The sequence below is a fragment of the Desulfosporosinus metallidurans genome, from assembly GCF_001936615.1.
Taxonomy (GTDB): Bacteria; Bacillota; Desulfitobacteriia; order Desulfitobacteriales; family Desulfitobacteriaceae; genus Desulfosporosinus; species Desulfosporosinus metallidurans.
The window spans coordinates 93,866-110,835 of record NZ_MLBF01000005.1 but is presented as its reverse complement, the minus strand read 5'-3'; the positions used below and the strand labels follow the sequence as shown (position 1 = coordinate 110,835).

Sequence of the window (16,970 nt, the reverse complement as noted above, 5' to 3'; positions counted from 1 at the left end):
TCAAAGGGGGAATTTATATGATGGGGCATTGGGGTAACAATTACATGATGGGTGGATGGGGTTATGGAAATGGTATTTATGGTTGGATGGGTATGTTAATGCCTCTGATCATGGGGTTTGCTATTGTTTTGCTAGGTATCTATGTATTTCGTCGTTCTACCCCGCAGGTTCGGACAGGAGCACTTAGTAATCAGAGTGGTATGGATATCCTCCGTGAACGCTATGCACGTGGGGAGATAGATTCCGCCGAATATCAAAGTCGGAAACAGGATTTAGAGGGTAAATGAGTAGAAAGTTAAAAGGAGTGAGGATTTAATCCTCACTCTCTTTTTGCTCTTTAGGAAGTTTAACAATAAATTCAGTCGCTTGCCCGACTTTACTCTGTACGGTGATGTTGCCTTGATGAAGGGCCGTGATCTGATGAACCAGAGCCAGACCAATTCCGGTTCCCCCGGTCTCACGTGTTCGAGATTTGTCAGTACGATAAAAGCGCTCGAATATAAAAGGGAGATCTTCTTCAGAGATGCCGATACCTGTGTTTAGGATTCGGACTTCTGTAACATTTGATGTTTGCGTAAGTGTGACGGATACCAGACCGCCGTTTTCCGTGTACTGATAGGCATTGTGAACTAGATTGTAAAAGAGGCGGGTGAGAAGGCGCTCATCTCCGGACGTAGTCACGGGTTCTTCTGGAGCGTTCAAATTCAGAGTCAATTCCTTTTCTTGGATGAGCGGATGGAGGCTATGGATGATTTTTTCAAGAAGGTGGTTTAAGTTCACAGGTCCTAAGTTTAGCTTTAAAGCGCCCATTTCCGCCACGTTTAAGTCTTTAAGGTCGTTGGACAGGTCTACTAAGCGGTCAATTTCCTCATGAATGGAGGAAAGATTTTCTTGATCGGCAGGAAGGACGCCGTCTTGGAAGGCTTCAATATAACTTTTGATCGAGGTTAAAGGTGTACGAAGCTCATGGGCGATATCGGCGGTGAATTGTTTGCGGAGAGTCTCTTGACGTTCCAAATTGTGGGCCATTGTGTTAAAAGCATTCGCCAATTGCCCTACCTCGTCTTTAGAACGAAGGGAAATGTGTTCATCAAGGTGTCCCTGACCGATACGTTCGGCGGCTTGCATTAAACGCTTCAACGGAGCGACCAGTCGGCGGCTTGTGAAGAAACTGAGGATAATCCCAAATAGAAGCGCTAAGCCTGCAGCAAAAAGTAGAGAACGAAAGACTGAGGATTGGAAGAGGACATCTTGGGGATTGAGAATCTGGGCGGTCGCTGGGTAGCGAACCAGTGCAGTGGCTAAAGTCCCGAGAGGTCCAAACACAGTTATGGTCTTTGTTTTCCATTTTGTGATGGGGGAGGAGGACATTCCCATTCCCATTCCGCCAGGACCGTGTTGCATCATGCTTCCCCTAGAGCTGTTTAACGTGGCAATAAACTTGCCGTTCGGATCAGTCAGCGTGACAATTGTACCGACCGGGAGGGCTTGGCTTACTTCATTCAGAGAGGCGGGATCCCAAGTGCCCTTACTCAGATAAAGGGCGCTTAGACGAGAAGGTAACTCTTCCAAGATTGTTTCGTTTGTTTTGGTTAGATAATCAGTAAATTGTTGTTGGAAGACGAGATGGACGGAAAGCATGCTGAAGGTTAGGGTGATAAGCACGATGAGCAACGTGGAGATAAATAGTTTTTTGCGCATCTTATCCCCCCGCACTTGGATTAAACTTGTAACCGATACCGAAAACGGTCAGAATGATTTGAGGATCGCTAGGGGTGGTTTCGATTTTTTGGCGGATCTTCTTAATATGGACATCAATCACGCGATCATCTCCATCAAAGTCGTGTCCTTGAACAATTTTCACCAACTGACTTCGAGATAACACTCGCCCGGGGTGCTTCGCCAAGGCACCAAGGATCTTATGCTCGGAGGGGGTTAAATGGACCTCCTGATCGTGAAGCAGAATTTTATATTGTAGGTTATCAATAGTGAGGCCATTATCATAGGAGATCACGTTCGCAAGCGGTGAGGTTTCGTTATTAATGCGTCGTAGAACGGCTCGGACACGGGCGACCACTTCACGAGGGCTAAAGGGTTTAGTTATGTAATCATCTGCACCGATATTTAATCCTCGGATGCGGTCCTCTTCTTCGACTCGAGCGGTGAGCATGATAATGGGGACAGAGGATATTTTGCGGATCTCGTGGCAGATCTCTATTCCTGACATTCCAGGGAGCATTAAATCAAGGAGGAGTAAGTCGAAGGGGTTTTCTTTAAACATGGTTAGAGCGACATTACCGTTAAGGGCAGTGCTGACCCGAAACCCGTCTTGTTGGAGATAGGCTTTGAGCACAGCTGTGATTTTTTTCTCATCATCCACTACTAAAATCTTCATAGATTTCGAAACTCCTTTGTTTATTGCTGGTTAGCCTGCATATCTTTAGCCTGAGGGATAAGTTGTCTTAGACGATCAGCATTAGAACCATTTGGTTCTTTGTCCAATGCAGTCTGCCAGACACTAATAGCTGTTGAGTAGTCCTTTTTGACTTCCGAAAGGAAAACCCCATAATTGAACATTGCCTGTTGAAAATCCGGTTTCTGGGTCAAGGCTTCTTTAAAGCTTTTTTCGGCCAAATCATTTTGCCCACTAAAGAAGGCCGCAGTAGCCATATCCGTTAATACATTGATATCCTGCTTAGTATTGAGAACATTTTGGTAGTATTTAATCGCTAGCATATAATCTTCTCTCGCTTCAGTCGGTGCAACATTTTGAGCTACAGCAGCCAAATCATAATAGGCATTACCTAAATCCTGTTGGAGTGAAATATCATTAGGGTTTGATTTTAACTGTTGGTTTAGAGCATTTACCTGATTTTTAAAGCTATTATAATCACTGTTACTAGAAGACGAGGAAGGGATTGTAGAAGTACCACCGAAGAAATATTCGGCCCCTGCACCAACTAAACAAATGGTTAGCAAAATTGTAAGAACTATGGCTTTAATTGGTTTTTTTTTATTTTTGTTAATCACTTTATGTCCTCCCCATTAACGGGCTGTAGTGATTGATACGCGATAAGACCTAAAACGACCATGATAACTGTAATTAAGATTTTCAAATAAAGTTTCTCCTTTCTCATGAATAAATAGAGGCCCCTGATTCAAAGGCATTTTTTAAGTTATCATATTCTTAATATATTATAATATCCTAATTGTATCATGTCTGTCTATTATAATCATTAGTTATGAATGTTATATGAATGAAATGTGAAAAAATTGTGAAGAGACTGTGGAGAAGCCGAAAACAGGTTTTAGATGGTAAATAAGAAGAAAGTAAAAAGCTATGGCTGAGGATTTTATCTTCAACCATAGCTTTTATCTTTTATATCTTTAGGAAGTTTGACGATAAATTCAGTCTCATGAAAAACCTGATCTTAACATTCTTTTCACAATTAATTCATTTGAGATTCATAACCCTTGTGTATGCTAGAATTGTTTTTACTTACGATATTATAATATTGTAAGTAAATCATTAGCCAGCAGCACCAACAGAGTAACAGTCAGTTCTGGCTTTTATATTAGAACTTAAACATCCAACAAAAGAAGGAAAGAAAGGAGTTAGAACCATGGAAGGAAAAATCGTGTTGGTTGATGATGACCCTGCAATACTGGAATTAGTGCGTGATTATCTTGTGCAAGAGGGATTTGACGTTCTTACGGCTTCAATTGGAATGGATGGTCTAAAGTTAATCAAAAACCAAGCACCAAAACTCATCTTGCTAGATTGGATGCTGCCGGACGTTAGTGGTTTAGAAATATGCAAATATGTTCGGAAATCGAGTTCAATTCCGATTATCATGCTTACAGGAAGATCGGGAGAAGCCGACCGGATCATGGCATTAGATGCTGGAGTAGATGATTATCTCGTCAAGCCCTTTAATTTGCTTGAGCTTGGCGCGCGCATCCGAAGCGTACTTAGGCGTTTCCCGAAAGAGGCAATTAGGTACTGATTTGCGCTCTTAGCAATACCTTCTTGAGAAAGGAAATTAGCACTTCAATAGGATTATGTTGGGTGTGCCAATTATGCGAAAGAACCGTTAAGGAACTTAGCAGTTAGTATCTTAAATAACTGTAAATCGAGTTCGGGGAAAGGATAGTTTGAATTGAGTTTAAGCTTTGTTGCTAAGAATATTAAAGCTAAAAGTCTAGAAGCGATTGGAAGTAATTCTAGCAGCAGACTTCCATTTTTAGACCGTACCCGTGGTTTAATAATGATCTTTATGGCCTTAGACCATGCCTTGTTCTTTTGGAGTACTGGACGCATCAACAATGAAGGATTACCACTCTTGGTTAATGGTGCTGTAACCTTTAATCCACTAGGTGTCTCAAGTGCCTTGGCTGTAATTGTTATGTTTTTGTCGAGTCTCTGTGCACCGGGTTTTCTCTTTATCGCTGGGTATGTATTAGCCTTGTCCATTAAAAAGCGCGAATTAAAGGGCCTTTCGAGTTCCAGTATCAATCATCATTTATGGCGCAGAGGAATGCTCCTTATTGTGTTGCAAGTGTTTATTGCTTCTCCCGCCTTTAATCTTCCCATGCTCATTCAAGCTAAATCACTTTCCGTCGTTACTTGGGGAACTTTTTTTTCCTTGAGCGTTTTATCTACCATTGGTATTGGGTTCTTTTTTCTTTCAGTGGGCCGCCATATTTCCCCCTGGAAACTTTTCGGAATATCTGGGCTCCTCTATTTATTGAGCCAATTGTTTCTTTCCAGTTTCACCAGAAACTTCCCCTTCCATCAAGCAATAGAACAGGCCTGGCAGACGATTCTGGTTTTACCTGTCCCTTTTTCGCCGAGCTTTTTAGTGAATAATAATTTCCCCGTCATCCCGTGGCTTTTACCGATGACCCTTGGGTGGCTATATGGACACACCTATGCGGAAGAGCGTGGAGTTGCCTACGAGGCCAAACGTTTTGCTGTTTCAGGTTTTAGTAGTTTAGCCCTTTTCTTTATCTTCCGCTCCGCTGGAATAGGGGATTATCTTCTTCCCGATGGCACGTTCCAAGGCTTTATAGGTCTTTCTAAATACCCTCCGAGCCCAGACTATTTTCTGCTTTATTTAGGTCTTGTCTTTTTATTGCTTTTCCTCTTTTACAAACTGCCACAAACCTCAAGAATAGGGGGAATCCTAGAGAACTTTGGTCAGATTCCACTTCTCTTCTACAATACCCATCTTTGGCTTTATGCCGCTATACCGGCACTGCTGTCCAATTTCAATGGGCATTCTCTGTTGTTTGGAGTTGTAATCTGGCTATTGGGTTTATTAATCCTTTATTCTCTCTGTCACTGGTATTTGATATGGCAATCCTCAACCAAGGTTCACATTTTTCGCCCAAAACTTGTTCATGGTTCAAGGCTCGTACGTCGCCAAGCCGATTTATCTAACGTACTCTTTGGGAAAGGATTGAGAGGGAATAGATGATCTCTTCTATGGACTTTAGAACGATTAGAGCTATTGAATGGCCCAAGAAATACTTTTTGCAATTATGCCTTGTTGCTCTTGTTGTGTTCGTTCTTGTTGCTCCGAACCGTTCTGCCCATTATTCCTATCTTTTACCCGGAGTGGCTTTTTGGGAAATGCAACGTGATCGTTTGCCGATTTCTTGGAAAAATTTCTTATGGCTCGGAATACCCTTAGTTCTATTTCCAATTTTAATGTGGAAATATTTTCCTCCGATCTGGAATGACGTTGTTTATTGGCAACTAGGTACTAGAGCCCACCTTTTAGATTTAGATAATCTCTTTAAGTCAATACCAGGTAATAATGGCTGGATGTTTCGAGTGATCCAAACCCCTTGGTTGACAAGCTATTTCCGGTGGATTTATGCTAATGGCTTTACTCTACCCGTGCTTATACCCGTTTTTCGTTCCTTTCTAGCCAAGGATTCTCTAAAAATGATCCGTTATAGTTTGTCAGCTCATGTCTTACAATTTGTATTAATTTTTCCCTTTTATCTTACGATTCACGTCAATGAAGTCTGGTATGTTCTAGGCCAACCCGATGGAATGGCTCGTCATCTCACGGCAGCTGATGCGGCGGTGGTCGTTGTCAATTGTTTCCCTTCAATGCATACTTCGATAGCCTTCGCTATGCTGTTGCTCGCTTGGAGAGAAAAGGATAAACTTTTCCGCTGGGTTTGGACGTTTTTCTGCCTCTCGATCATTTATTCTACGCTTTATCTGGAAATTCATTGGGTAACCGATGTTATCGCAGGAATCTTCTTGGCCCTGGCTGCAGTGAAACTAGGGGACTGGATTATCAGCGCAATTTATTTAAAGAGGAAAAGTATGTTTATTAGGAGTGGTGTTTCTTGTTACAAGATAAACAACTTAATTAAAAGAGGAGAAATGCATAAATGAAGAAAAAATTGATATCTATATTTCTTACCACATTATTCACATTCTCATATGTACCACCAACATTAGCTACAACTAGCTCAACAACCATATCTCCAATAATTAATAGAATTTCGGGTCAAAATCGCTATGACACATCATCTGCAATCGCCAAACAAGGTTGGCCTAATGGTTCATCAAACTGTATTTTAACATATGGAGGTAATTATTCCGATAGCCTCGCAGCAACACCATTAGCAAAGAAATATGATGCTCCAATATTACTTACTGAGAGTGCATCACTTACACCTATTACCAGACAAGTATTAATTGATTTAAAAACCAAAAATGTCACAATCATAGGTGGTACAGGAGTAATTTCATCATCGGTAGATACAGAATTGCAATCTATGGGAATAACTGCAAATAGAGTATTTGGAAATGATAAATATGAAACCGCAATAGCAGTAGCTAAACAAGTCACTTCAACCCCTTCAATAATATTTGTTTGTACATCTGATGATTTCTCGGACGCACTTTCAATTTCTCCGATTGCATCGATAAAACGAGATCCAATCATTCTAGTACCCAATAATAATATCCCTGACTCGGTCAAGGATTATATATCTTCAAATAAAAGTATCGTAAAGTCCTATGTTATAGGTAATTCAGATGAAATTACTGATAATGTTGTTAATCAATTTCCAAATTATGAAAGGATTTCAGGAAATGATCGATACAGCAGAAATATTGCTGTTAACAAGGAATTTGAGAGTGTTTTTAATCTATATAATACAATCGTAACTTCAGGTGAGCAATTTCCAGATGCTTTAAGTGGAAGTGCTCTAGCTTCAAAAATATCTGCTCCTATTATTTTAGTGAATGATGCTTCACCTAATGATACAAAAAGTTATTATAAGCAAAGATTAGTAAACGCTAGTAATAGTGGTAGTAGTAGTAGTAATTATAATCCTAGTGTTTATGTATTTGGAGGAACTGCTGTTGTTCCTGATAGTGTGATACAAGAGTTGGGACAAGGACAGGTTATTACTGTAAGCCACTTAAGTGCTGTTAATGTAACTACTACAGCAGGAACTGCTCCGGTGTTACCTTCAACAGTAACTGCTACAATGAGTGATGGGACATCTAAAATGGTTAATGTCAATTGGGCGGGCAGGGCATTAAGTCAACCAACAAGTGCAGGAAATTATATTGTTATTGGTACAATTGCTGAATCAACTATAATTAATGTAATAGCTACAGTTACAGTCGCAGACGTGAATCCAGTTGCTATTTTGACAATTCAACAAGTGCAACAGGAAATTTTAGGTACATGGAAGACTTCTGATGGAAAACATACTTTGGAATTTCATGATGATGGTACATTAGAAGAAACTGAAGTGCTCACTGGATATACTAATATTTATAAAGAAAAATATTCATTCAGTAATCCCACAAGGATAAGAATCGTAAATTCAAGTTGGGCTGAAGATGACAATTTTGTATTAAATGGAAATCGTTTAGAAATTTCTAATTTGGGTATTTCTCGTATTCGTGGAAATTCCAATAATTTTAGTAATACTGATAGTTTCATTCATCCCAGTTTCAGTCAATCCAGTATTTCCAGTAATTATGTATTCACAAAGGTTAATTAAATCTGATACACATTCACGTCGAATATGGGATTACGGGACACACATCACTTAAAGCCAGAGCACGTAACGAAACTGAAGTTTCGTTACGCACTCTAAGTATATTAAAAATGAACAATAATATTTGTTCTTATATAACTATCTGCAGTTGACAAACTTATTTCGAACTTTCGTTAAACTTATGACACAATTCTTATTTATAATATTATCATACAGTTTAGACGAAATGGAATCTCTAGACAAGAATAAGAGGAGAAAGCATCAGGGAGAAATCACGTAGACATTGTTGTAATCGCCGAAAGTTAGAGAGGAGAAATAGTACGTGGGAAAAAAGAAACAGACACAAAAGGTTTTGGCTGCACTGATGATGGTAATTTTGCTGATTGGAATGATACCGGGGGTTGCTTCAGCGTACACAAGTGATGATGGTAGTACATGGCTCGGCTGGCTTAATTTTGCGACCAGCGCAGACTCCACACTGATTGCCGGAGAAGCAAGAAATATACATGTTCAACTTTGGGATAATAAGTCGGATCCTTTTACGGGATCTGTGGGTAGCGCTACTATTACAGACTCTGAGGGGATTCAAACGTTATTTCCCATTTCTGGGACAGCTGGAGATTATACAATTTCCAATGTGACGTTAGAGACCGCTGGAGATTATCAGTTAGTCATACGTCAAGGAGCTTTGGGCACAGCCTTAGCCGCGGGGACAATAACAGTACTGAATGCTAAAACAATCATTACAGATTCTCTCGTTACTAACGCGACTAAAACCATAAGGGTTAAGGTTACGGATTCTGCTGGGAATCCATTGGTCCGTAAATCTGGAACAGTCGACGGAACAACTGTAGGGGCAACAAACGTAAGCTATACAACCCTTAGTGATGGAACGTTTACGTTCACTATGACACCCACCTCCTTAGGAACAGTCAACATAATCTACGCTGGGCATGTGGTCGGTTCGATTCCGGTTATTTCGGCCTACACCCAAAATGCTCGAATCGGAGGGACGACGAAGGATAACGTTTCGCTATCGGTTGATATTGCCAAAAGTGGTTGGATACAAGGGGCACGTAACGTGATCTTGACACGAGATGATCAATTTTCGGATGCTCTAGCCGCGGCTCCGCTTTCTAAAAAGCTCGACGCTCCGATTCTTATGTCGGGTTCTTCCACCTTAGACGAACGGACGTTAGCAGAGATTAGAAGGCTGAGCGCTCAGAACGTATACATCGTTGGCGGAACAGCAGCCATATCTCAAGTCATCCAAGATAGTTTGACTAGTAATGGGTTGACGATTACACGGATTGCTGGACAACAAGGATACGATACGGCTGCTCTGATCTCCTCCAATGTGGGTATTGATCCCACCCATACCGTATATCTCGCTAATGGGAATGCCATACCTGATGCGATTGCGATCAGTGCCTTTGCTGCGGAGCAAGGAAACCCAATCTTGCTCACGGATAGAGATTCATTGCCGCCTTCGACGATTCAAGCCTTGGCCGATCTCAAGGTGAGTAATGTCGTTTTGCTTGGAGGGACAGGGGTTATTGGCACTTCCGTGGAAAATGAATTACGTGCCAAGTATTCCGTCCAACGTTGGGGTGGCTATGACCGCTATGATACCCAAAGTATCATCTTTCAAAATCTCTTTAACACGCAAATTCCCCAGTCCCCGCTTTACTTTACATCTGGGCTGGTTCGTCAAGATGACGTCAGTTCGGGGAAACCCTATGCCGACGCCTTGTTAACGGCAGCTTTAGCTGCTAAAACCGGTGGCTTTGTAGCCATGCTTCCGCCTTCTGACCTTTCATCCTTCTCCTTGTCTTCTCCGCCCTACAAATTTCTCTTTATGAATAAGGATTACATCTCCCGGTCTACTGTAGTCGGTAACTTTAATGCGGTGAGTGGTTTGCTGGAAGAAAATTTACAACATCTGTTGACTCACTAGGTTTGCTCCCTCATTAAATTTGGCAGAAAGGAATGTTGTATATGTTATCTCTCAAACAGTTAGGGAAAGGTAAGCTTTCTGCTAAAAAGCTAACTGCCGTCCTCGTGGTGCTAGCCTTAGCGGGTGGAGGTAGTTGGTATTATCTACGTGAACAAAGGGCTCAGACTCCCGTCGATACTGGGAGTACGGTGATTACTGCCCAAAAGAAAGATGTAAAAATTTCGCTTGCCAACGACGGAAAAGCGGATTACCCGGTAACCAACCTTAAGTTCAATGGCAATGGGATTGTGCAAGAAATTTTGGTTCAAGAGGGGCAGCGGGTTAAGAAAGGAGATGTATTAGCCCGGCTGGATGTAAAAAACTTGGAAAATCAGGTCAAACAAGCCGAGGCCAATTATAACTCAGCCGTAGCCAAATACCAGAAACTTATCGCGGGCCCCTCTGATGTTGAGCGTCAAGCTAAGCAAATTGCAGTCGATAATGCAGTGAAGAACTTGAGAGTTCAGCAGGCCTCGTATGATTATAAAGTTTCCCTATTGAACAACGAGAAGACCACCGTCTTGAACGGCGGTAAGACCACCGAGGGAGATATCTTAGGAGAAGAACTCAAACTGGAGGGGGCTATAGCTCAGTTAGAAAACGCCAAAGCTCAACTCGCTTTACTCGTACCGGCAGATTCCTATGATTTGACGACAGCGAGCGAAACCGTCAAACAGATGGAGGCGGCCCTGGCTATTGCCAGAAACAACTTGCAAGATGCTACTTTGATTTCTCCCACGGACGGTATGATTCTCTCCAACAATGGAAAAACAGGAGAATTAGTTACTTCCAGTTCTACTTCAACTAACACACCCTTTATTGTGCTTGCCAATGGCAATGAGGTCGCGGTCGATTCTTACCCTATTGAAGATGACATTGGAAAAATATCGGTTGGACAGGCGGCAGAAGTTGTATTTACGTCCCTACCGGATAAAACCTATGAGGGTAAGGTAAGTTCAATTTCCCCTAATCCTGTCGTCGATCAGAGTGGAATAGTTACATATAAAGTGTCCGTTATCTTGAATGCTCCTGATGAAAACATTAAAAACGGGATGACCGCGAGTGTGGCCTTTATCGCTCAGCAAGTTAAAGGAGTTGTTACCATTCCAGTAGAAACTGTGGTCCGAGCGAATGGTGCCCCCAGTGTTGAAGTACAGTCCCCCGATGGAAGCACGGGGTGGGTAAAGGTTAAAACGGGCCTGACTGATGGAAAAATCGTAGAGATTAAAGATGGGTTAAAAGCTGGAGATAAAATCCTCATTCGAAAGAACATTAAAAAATAATCGGAAAGGAGGGGGGAATGTGACCGAAAATATTATCCAGTTAGAGCATATTTATAAAGAGTTTTCTTTGGGCAAAAACACGGTGCAAATTTTAAAAGATGTCAACACAACCATCAGACGAGGAGAATTTGTAGCGATCATGGGAGCTTCCGGCTCAGGGAAGTCGACGCTACTCAATATTATTGGCTGTTTAGATCAACCAACCGATGGGTCGTATCTTCTTGATGGACAACTTATCAATGACTTAAATGACGATGAACTAGCCCGGTTTAGAAACCTAAAACTAGGGTTTGTGTTTCAAAATTTTAACCTTTTGCCCTACTACACCGCGCAAAGGAATGTCGAAGTGCCCCTGTCTTACCAAAACCGAAAAGACCGAAGCATGATAGCCAAAGAACTTTTGGAACGGGTAGGATTAGGGCACCGGCTGAACCATAAACCGACTGAAATGTCTGGGGGAGAGAAACAACGAATCGCGATCGCCCGGGCTCTCAGCACGAATCCCGACCTGCTGCTGGCCGATGAGCCGACCGGAGCGTTAGATAGCCAATCTGGCATTCAGGTGATGGGGCTTTTTAAAGAGCTTCACCGGGAGGGAAAAACGATTATCATGGTGACCCATGACCGGGAAATTGGAGAGCAGGCTGAACGTATCATCATGTTCAAAGACGGGAGGATTGAAAATGGGGATACTGGAAACCATTCACTTAGCCCTCGATGGAATATGGCTCAATAAAGTTCGATCCTTCCTTACAATGCTTGGTATCATTATCGGAACAGCAACCATCATCCTCGTGGTGGCGGTGGGATTGGGAAGCAAGAAAAGCGTAGATAATCAGTTTTCCCAGATGAGCGTAACTACAATTTACGTCATGGCCAGTAGCACTGGGTCTCCGATTCCGTCGAAGCTAGGTATTAAGGATGTAGCTGTGATTAAGGAAAATTGCCCTTCCGTGGCGGCTGTTGCTCCCCAAATATCTGGAAAAGCTGCGGCAAGTGCTGGTGTCGATACAGAATCAGTGACGGTTTTGGGGGTTACTGAAGACTACCAAAGTTTGACCAACCTTAAGTTAAGTTCCGGCAGTTTCTTGACACCGGAGAGCGTCACGACCAAAGAGAAAATTGCGGTGCTCGGAGCAGATATCGCGGATACCCTTTTTGGGGATGCGCCAGGGGAGATTGTGGGTCAAATGATAAACATCAACAAGAAGAAATTTATTGTTGGAGGGGTGATCGAGAGAAAGGGAGAGACTCTGGGAAGTACAAATATTGACGAAGGGGTTTTTATACCGTATACCACGGCTCAGAGCTATGTCTTAGGAACAACGATTACCCCGAGACTCACTGTTCAAGCGAAGGATCTGCCCAGTGTAAAACCGGCTCTGAGCGAAATTACAGCTGCTCTGCGCGAAGCCCATAAACTCCGTCCTGATATGGCGGATGATTTTAGGGCTATGGATGCCGGAAGCAAGGTAGGCGCAGCTCAAGAAACGGCGCGTACGATGTCGGTACTTCTGATCGCGATTGCCACAATTGTCTTGGTGGTCGGTGGGATAGGGATTATGAATGTCATGCTTGTTTCTGTACGTGAGCGGACGAAAGAGATTGGTACTCGCCGTGCACTCGGGGCGCGGAAAAAAGATGTCTTAAGGCAATTTCTCTTTGAAGCCATCGGCATCAGTGTTTTCGGGGGACTATTGGGGGTAGGGCTAGGAGAAGTGGTGATTCCGTTGCTAAAATACCTGGAGATAGAGGCGATTCGCTCCATGCAAGGTCTTTTAATAGCTTTTGCCTTTTCCGGCATTGTGGGGATATTTTTTGGATTCTACCCAGCCACGAAAGCAGCTGATTCTAATCCAATCGAAGCACTAAGATATGAGTGAACATACAACCTAGTTTATCAAAGTAAGTGAAAATAGATTAGAGGGGATGAGTTCAAATGTATAAGTGGAAACGATTTGCGGCTCTCATTGTCATGGGTTCTTTGGTCATCGGGCTTACAGGATGCTCCTCAGGGGCCAAGTCGTCAGGAACGACACCCTCAGCAAGTGCTTCAGGTTCGGGTGCCTCGTACGGTACGAATATTGATCCTGAACAACCGGATCGGATAGCGGAAGTCTATGGCAAAGTCAAGTCGATTCAGGGAAATGTTGTATTAATCTCAGAAATGCAAAGACAACAAACGGCGGCAGAATTGTCAGCTGCGGATAAGGCAAAAAGACAAGCGGAGATGCAGGCTTTAAGCACAGAAGAACGGCTGAAATTGCAAGCCTCTCAAGAAGTGATGACCGGTAAGAATATTACTATGACCGTGCCTGTTGGTATCCCGATTAAGATCAGAGGCACGAGCAGCGATGGTCCAACTGTTCAGGACGGAACGATTGGCAGTATCAAAGTTGGTAGTGTAGTCAATATTTGGACCGAAAAATCAGATCCAGCCGCTGCTGAATATATGAGTATTGCTAATCGTTAGTAACTATACTCTCATTTCGCTGACACGAAACCACCAAAGAATGACGACAAGCAATGTAGCTTGTTGTTTTCAGATAGGAAAACAAGCAACCCTTTAGCTAGGACCGTTATAGTTAGTTCTGGCTTTTGCACAGGAAATCAAAAATCCAGCCAAGAAAGGAAAGGAGTGAGAAGCATGGAGGAAAAAATCGTGTTTGTTGATGATAACCTTATAATACTGGGATTGGTGAGGGATTATCTTGTGCAAGAGGGATTTTGCGTTTTTACGGCTTCAAATGCAACGGACGGTATGAGGCTAATCGAAATCCAAGCACCGGACCTCGTCTTGCTAGACTGGATGCTGCCGGGCGTTACCGGTTTAGAAATATGCAAATATCTTCGGAGATTGAGTTCGATTCCGATTATCATGCTTACAGGAAGATCGGGAGAATCCGACCGGATCTTGGCATTAGAGGCTGGAGTAGATGATTATCTCGTCAAACCTTTTAATTTGCTTGAGCTTGGCGCGCGCATTCCAAGCGTGCTAAGACGTTTCGATCTTAGCAAATTCAAGGAGGCTTAATGAAGGTATTTAGCAGGAATAACATAAAAAAAATTCTTAAGGAAAAGTTGAATTTATGTGCCTTCCTCCATCATACGCCCTGGAAATCTTCAAAAATCATGGTGTTCTTTATTCTAGGACTGCTACTTGTTGGGAGTGGAGCATTCTATGTGAACTCAACGATTTCTGCGGTTTCTGTAAGTGTAAATGGAACAGAGGTCGGCCTAGTCTCTGATGTGAAAAGCGGTGAGAACTTGATCCATCAATTCTTAGTTGACAAGGGAGCTCCTTTAGGCGTCATCGCCAAAACTTATGACAACATTGAGTACTCCCCGCTCCGGCTTAGGAACGGGGACGTTCGCACCTTGTCTAAAGAGAAATTAGAAGAGGAACTGTCCGTATATATTGATGGAGTAGAGTTAGCTATTGACAACAAGCCTATATTCATTCTTCCTAAGCAGGAGGATGTACAAAAATTATTGCAAGCTTACCAACAGATCTATGTGCAGAAGACAGATGCGAACCAGGTTGATACAGTATCTTATGAAGAAAAGGTTGAGACACGCTCAGTCGAGGTTACGCCAGAAGAGGTACTCACGACGGAGGAGACACTGGAAAAATTGAAACAGGGAGATGTACGTCAAGAAGAATATGTCGTTCAACCGGATGATTCCTGGTGGTTGATTGCGCGCAAGAACGAAATGAGAACGAGCGAAGTGCTTGCCGGTAATCCGGGGGCGAACGAGGATACTGCTCTTCAGATCGGGCAAACAATCAATTTAATGAAGGTTTTTCCCTACTTAACGGTCATTGCGGAAGGGGTGCGAACAGAAACGGAAACTATACCCTTCGATGTTGTGACCAAAGTGGATTCGAGTTTGGCAAATGGCGAAACAAAAATTACCCAGTTTGGAAGCGATGGGGAGAAAGAAGTAAAATATACTTATGCGCAAAGAAACGACAAAATTATGACCAAGGAGATTTTAGATGAGCGAGTCCTAAAAGATGCTGTTTCCCAAGTTGTGGCGAAAGGACCACCACGTAGGCCTGTTGTGATAGCATTTTCCAGGGGGAGTGGACAGCTAGCTTTAGGTATAATTTGGCCTCTTGCAGGACGAATTAATTCGTATTATGGTTACCGTGAGGGGGAATTCCATACGGGTCTGGATATCAATGGATACCAGGGCGATCCGTATGTGGCTGCTACCGCCGGCACTGTAGTCAGTGCAGGGTGGGATGGCAACTACGGGAACAGTATTCTCATTGATCATGGAAATGGAATTTTGACACGATATGCTCATTCCTCGAAGTTACTTGTTTCAGCAAGGCAGAAAGTGTCTAAAGGCCAGACGATTGGATTAGTTGGTTCAACAGGGCGTTCTAGCGGACCGCACCTTCACTTCGAAGTGATTATAAATGGCGACTATGCGAATCCGTTAAATTATTTGCGTTGAGGAGTTGTAAGTTAGGAGCTGAGAACGATGAATTTAATTCCAATCCTACAAGCTATGCTTGCTGCCGCTTTATTTGGAGCTAGTGTTCCGATTTCTAAATTGCTTCTAGGTGAAATTGACCCGATTCCTATGGCATCCTTCCTGTATCTAGGTAGTGGGATAGGGCTGTTTTTCTTTAGATTTTTTCAAGGAAAAAAGCATTATAGTAATGAGGCAAAGGTAACTAAATGCGATGTACCTTGGATTATTGGAGCTATTTTGGCTGGGGGTATTCTTGCTCCTATTGTTTTGATGTTCAGTCTGAAGAATACACCTGCATCCACAGCTTCGCTTCTGCTAAATTTTGAGGGAGTGGCAACTACCGTAATTGCCGTTGTTGCATTCAAAGAGGCAGTTGGAGAGCGTATATGGAGTGCTGTGATATTGATAACAATGGCCAGTATCCTGCTTTCATGGGATTCACTAGGACAGTGGGGTCTGTCAATCGGTGCCGTGGGGGTTATTAGTGCTTGCGTTCTTTGGGGAATAGATAATAATTTTATACGCCATGTATCAGCAAAAGACCCACTTTCGATTGTAATGATTAAAGGATTAAGTGCTGGCACTTTCTCACTTATTTTGTCTCTTGTATTGGGTTATTCGTTTCCTTCAATTGGCTTCGCTCTTAGAGCGATGATACTCGGTTGCTTCAGTTATGGATTAAGTATTGTTCTGTTTATCCGAGCAATGAGAGAACTGGGGTCTACAAGGACAAGTGCGTTATTCGGAACGGCTCCTTTTGTGGGAACCATATTATCCGTGATTATATTTAAGGAAAGTCTAAACTCGTTATTTTTTCTCTCCATTCCAATCATGATTATTGGAACGGTGCTATTGTTAAAGGAAGAGCATGGTCATTTACACGAACATAAACCCCTTGTACATGAACATAGGCATTCTCACGATAGCCACCATACACACCCTCATCCTAAAGAGGAATTGCCTAAAGGGGGATTCCATTCCCATGAGCATGGACAAGAACCAATAGTTCATGAACATCCGCATACTCCTGATATTCACCACAGGCATGTGCACCAAAACTAGAAGCATTTTCTCACTGGCTGGGGGCATTTATCATTCTTCTTTTTAAACAAATAAAAAGGTCGGAATAAAGATGAATTATAACCATTGCAAATGAG

16 protein-coding genes are annotated in these 16,970 nt (G+C 42.6%); 13 read left to right on the top strand and 3 right to left on the bottom strand.

The features are described from left to right. Positions 1-17 precede the first annotated feature (17 nt). Entirely contained in the window at positions 18-287 is a 270-nt protein-coding gene (locus DSOL_RS05540; RefSeq protein ID WP_075363873.1) for an SHOCT domain-containing protein, read from the top strand. Positions 288-312: 25 nt separating this feature from the next. Here DSOL_RS05540 and DSOL_RS05535 read toward each other — a convergent pair whose 3' ends face one another. Genes DSOL_RS05535 through DSOL_RS05525 form a run of 3 tightly spaced genes read right to left on the bottom strand, consistent with a single transcriptional unit; the run spans position 313 to position 3,030 of the window. Then, positions 313-1,701, bottom strand: coding sequence for a sensor histidine kinase (locus tag DSOL_RS05535; RefSeq protein WP_075363872.1), 1,389 nt, complete (start codon positions 1,699-1,701; stop codon positions 313-315). 1 nt (position 1,702) lies between these two features. Beyond that, entirely contained in the window at positions 1,703-2,395 is a 693-nt protein-coding gene (locus DSOL_RS05530) for a response regulator (protein WP_075363871.1), read from the bottom strand. A gap of 20 nt (positions 2,396-2,415) precedes the next feature. Beyond that, positions 2,416-3,030, bottom strand: coding sequence for a tetratricopeptide repeat protein (locus DSOL_RS05525; protein ID WP_235838705.1), 615 nt, complete (start codon positions 3,028-3,030; stop codon positions 2,416-2,418). Between the two features lie 593 nt (positions 3,031-3,623). Between DSOL_RS05525 and DSOL_RS05520 the strand changes: the two genes are divergently transcribed. From DSOL_RS05520 to DSOL_RS05465, 12 genes are all read left to right on the top strand, one after another. After that, complete coding sequence (locus tag DSOL_RS05520) at positions 3,624-4,007, top strand: response regulator transcription factor (RefSeq protein WP_075363870.1); 384 nt, start codon at positions 3,624-3,626, stop codon at positions 4,005-4,007. A 153-nt stretch (positions 4,008-4,160) separates the two neighbouring features. Further along, positions 4,161-5,480, top strand: coding sequence for a heparan-alpha-glucosaminide N-acetyltransferase domain-containing protein (locus tag DSOL_RS05515; RefSeq protein ID WP_083642335.1), 1,320 nt, complete (start codon positions 4,161-4,163; stop codon positions 5,478-5,480). Further along, positions 5,477-6,418, top strand: a complete 942-nt coding sequence (locus tag DSOL_RS05510; RefSeq protein ID WP_075363869.1) for a phosphatase PAP2 family protein — start codon at positions 5,477-5,479, stop codon at positions 6,416-6,418. The genes DSOL_RS05515 and DSOL_RS05510 overlap by 4 nt, the downstream gene beginning before the upstream one ends. Next, positions 6,415-8,049 (top strand): cell wall-binding repeat-containing protein, encoded by a 1,635-nt coding sequence (locus DSOL_RS05505; RefSeq protein WP_075363868.1) that lies wholly within the window; start codon positions 6,415-6,417, stop codon positions 8,047-8,049. The genes DSOL_RS05510 and DSOL_RS05505 overlap by 4 nt, the downstream gene beginning before the upstream one ends. Before the next feature lie 319 nt (positions 8,050-8,368). After that, positions 8,369-10,003 (top strand): cell wall-binding repeat-containing protein, encoded by a 1,635-nt coding sequence (locus DSOL_RS05500; RefSeq protein ID WP_139314391.1) that lies wholly within the window; start codon positions 8,369-8,371, stop codon positions 10,001-10,003. 41 nt (positions 10,004-10,044) lie between these two features. Continuing rightward, entirely contained in the window at positions 10,045-11,325 is a 1,281-nt protein-coding gene (locus DSOL_RS05495; RefSeq protein WP_075363867.1) for an efflux RND transporter periplasmic adaptor subunit, read from the top strand. A gap of 19 nt (positions 11,326-11,344) precedes the next feature. Continuing rightward, positions 11,345-12,061 carry an ABC transporter ATP-binding protein gene (locus tag DSOL_RS05490; RefSeq protein ID WP_282433526.1) on the top strand — a complete coding sequence of 239 codons (717 nt, stop codon included), beginning with the start codon at positions 11,345-11,347 and terminating at the stop codon, positions 12,059-12,061. Next, a complete protein-coding gene (locus DSOL_RS05485; RefSeq protein WP_075363866.1) occupies positions 12,009-13,208 on the top strand; it encodes an ABC transporter permease in 1,200 nt (399 codons plus the stop codon). Before DSOL_RS05490 ends, DSOL_RS05485 begins: the two co-directional genes overlap by 53 nt. Before the next feature lie 56 nt (positions 13,209-13,264). After that, a complete protein-coding gene (locus DSOL_RS05480; RefSeq protein ID WP_075363865.1) occupies positions 13,265-13,798 on the top strand; it encodes a hypothetical protein in 534 nt (177 codons plus the stop codon). Positions 13,799-13,972: 174 nt separating this feature from the next. Beyond that, positions 13,973-14,359, top strand: coding sequence for a response regulator transcription factor (locus tag DSOL_RS05475; RefSeq protein WP_075363864.1), 387 nt, complete (start codon positions 13,973-13,975; stop codon positions 14,357-14,359). Between the two features lie 98 nt (positions 14,360-14,457). Continuing rightward, positions 14,458-15,792 (top strand): peptidoglycan DD-metalloendopeptidase family protein, encoded by a 1,335-nt coding sequence (locus tag DSOL_RS05470; protein ID WP_139314392.1) that lies wholly within the window; start codon positions 14,458-14,460, stop codon positions 15,790-15,792. A 27-nt stretch (positions 15,793-15,819) separates the two neighbouring features. Continuing rightward, positions 15,820-16,875 (top strand): DMT family transporter, encoded by a 1,056-nt coding sequence (locus DSOL_RS05465; RefSeq protein WP_075363863.1) that lies wholly within the window; start codon positions 15,820-15,822, stop codon positions 16,873-16,875. Positions 16,876-16,970 lie beyond the last annotated feature (95 nt).

Coding starts and splice junctions, on each gene's coding strand:
- DSOL_RS05540 (WP_075363873.1), top strand. CDS start 18: ATGATGGGGCATTGGGGTAACAATTACATGATGGGTGGATGGGGTTAT.
- DSOL_RS05535 (WP_075363872.1), bottom strand. CDS start 1,701: ATGCGCAAAAAACTATTTATCTCCACGTTGCTCATCGTGCTTATCACC.
- DSOL_RS05530 (WP_075363871.1), bottom strand. CDS start 2,395: ATGAAGATTTTAGTAGTGGATGATGAGAAAAAAATCACAGCTGTGCTC.
- DSOL_RS05520 (WP_075363870.1), top strand. CDS start 3,624: ATGGAAGGAAAAATCGTGTTGGTTGATGATGACCCTGCAATACTGGAA.
- DSOL_RS05510 (WP_075363869.1), top strand. CDS start 5,477: ATGATCTCTTCTATGGACTTTAGAACGATTAGAGCTATTGAATGGCCC.
- DSOL_RS05505 (WP_075363868.1), top strand. CDS start 6,415: ATGAAGAAAAAATTGATATCTATATTTCTTACCACATTATTCACATTC.
- DSOL_RS05495 (WP_075363867.1), top strand. CDS start 10,045: ATGTTATCTCTCAAACAGTTAGGGAAAGGTAAGCTTTCTGCTAAAAAG.
- DSOL_RS05485 (WP_075363866.1), top strand. CDS start 12,009: ATGGGGATACTGGAAACCATTCACTTAGCCCTCGATGGAATATGGCTC.
- DSOL_RS05480 (WP_075363865.1), top strand. CDS start 13,265: ATGTATAAGTGGAAACGATTTGCGGCTCTCATTGTCATGGGTTCTTTG.
- DSOL_RS05475 (WP_075363864.1), top strand. CDS start 13,973: ATGGAGGAAAAAATCGTGTTTGTTGATGATAACCTTATAATACTGGGA.
- DSOL_RS05470 (WP_139314392.1), top strand. CDS start 14,458: ATGGTGTTCTTTATTCTAGGACTGCTACTTGTTGGGAGTGGAGCATTC.
- DSOL_RS05465 (WP_075363863.1), top strand. CDS start 15,820: ATGAATTTAATTCCAATCCTACAAGCTATGCTTGCTGCCGCTTTATTT.